General features: G+C 31.3%; 2 protein-coding genes. Both read right to left on the minus strand.

The features are described from left to right. The coding region (locus B3J44_RS15975) for a group III truncated hemoglobin (protein WP_286969619.1) at nt 1–377 on the minus strand (377 nt) is incomplete at its 3' end. Continuing rightward, the gene (locus B3J44_RS15980) at nt 374–661 is read right to left on the minus strand and encodes a hypothetical protein (protein ID WP_198854551.1); all 288 of its coding nucleotides are present in this window, start codon (nt 659–661) and stop codon (nt 374–376) included. The genes B3J44_RS15975 and B3J44_RS15980, both read right to left, overlap by 4 nt. Nucleotides 662–779 lie beyond the last annotated feature (118 nt).

Below are 779 nucleotides of genomic sequence, written 5' to 3' on the forward strand. Positions count from 1 at the left end.
CGATGCTGAAACATACTCATATATAAAAAAGTACTCATTTTTTGAGCGCGTCTTTTTAATGTATCGGCATTTTCACCTTCAAAATGTTCGTCAATAGTTTGGAACCAATGATTGAGCCAGATTCCAAATTCGTTTGGTGTAATTTTTTCGTCAAAATGAGCATCAACCTCATTGTGAACCTCATGTGGATTTCCTTTGTATTTGCGAACGCCAAATAGATTTGTTTCCCAAAAATCAGTTAGTTTTTCAAGATGTGCATCCCAATCAGAAATTATTTCATTAAAATAAAAGCCGATTTCTCGATCGGCTCTTATTTTAGCATAAAACTGATGTACTAAAAAAGACACATCAGTTCTATTTTCTATTTGTTTTTTCATAGAATCAAACTATTTAAAAGTATAAAAAACAAGCTTAAAGTCGCGCTTAGCATAATAAGATTGAAAACTACTTTATGTTTCATTTGTGCCAATATAGATGTATTTGCAAAAACACAAGCTAAAACAATAATTCCTAATTGAATCATTTGCGGGATAGAAGTTCCGTTGGCTAAAACATACATAGCAGCAGCGCCTCCTAAACAGCTTTGTCCAATTACTGCCATTGCAGCAGAACCCATATAATTTCTATTAAAAATGTCGAATGTTGTTTGATATAGTGTCATGATATTCAGTTTTTTATATGAACAAAATTACGACGACAATAGTGTTGCGTTTTATGACTTTAATCATAAAATGGGATTTTTTTTATCTGTATACTTTTCGGTTAATAATTTTCAATTC

Source organism: Flavobacterium sp. UBA4854 (genome assembly GCF_002399805.1).
Classification (GTDB): Bacteria; Bacteroidota; Bacteroidia; order Flavobacteriales; family Flavobacteriaceae; genus Flavobacterium; species Flavobacterium ginsengisoli.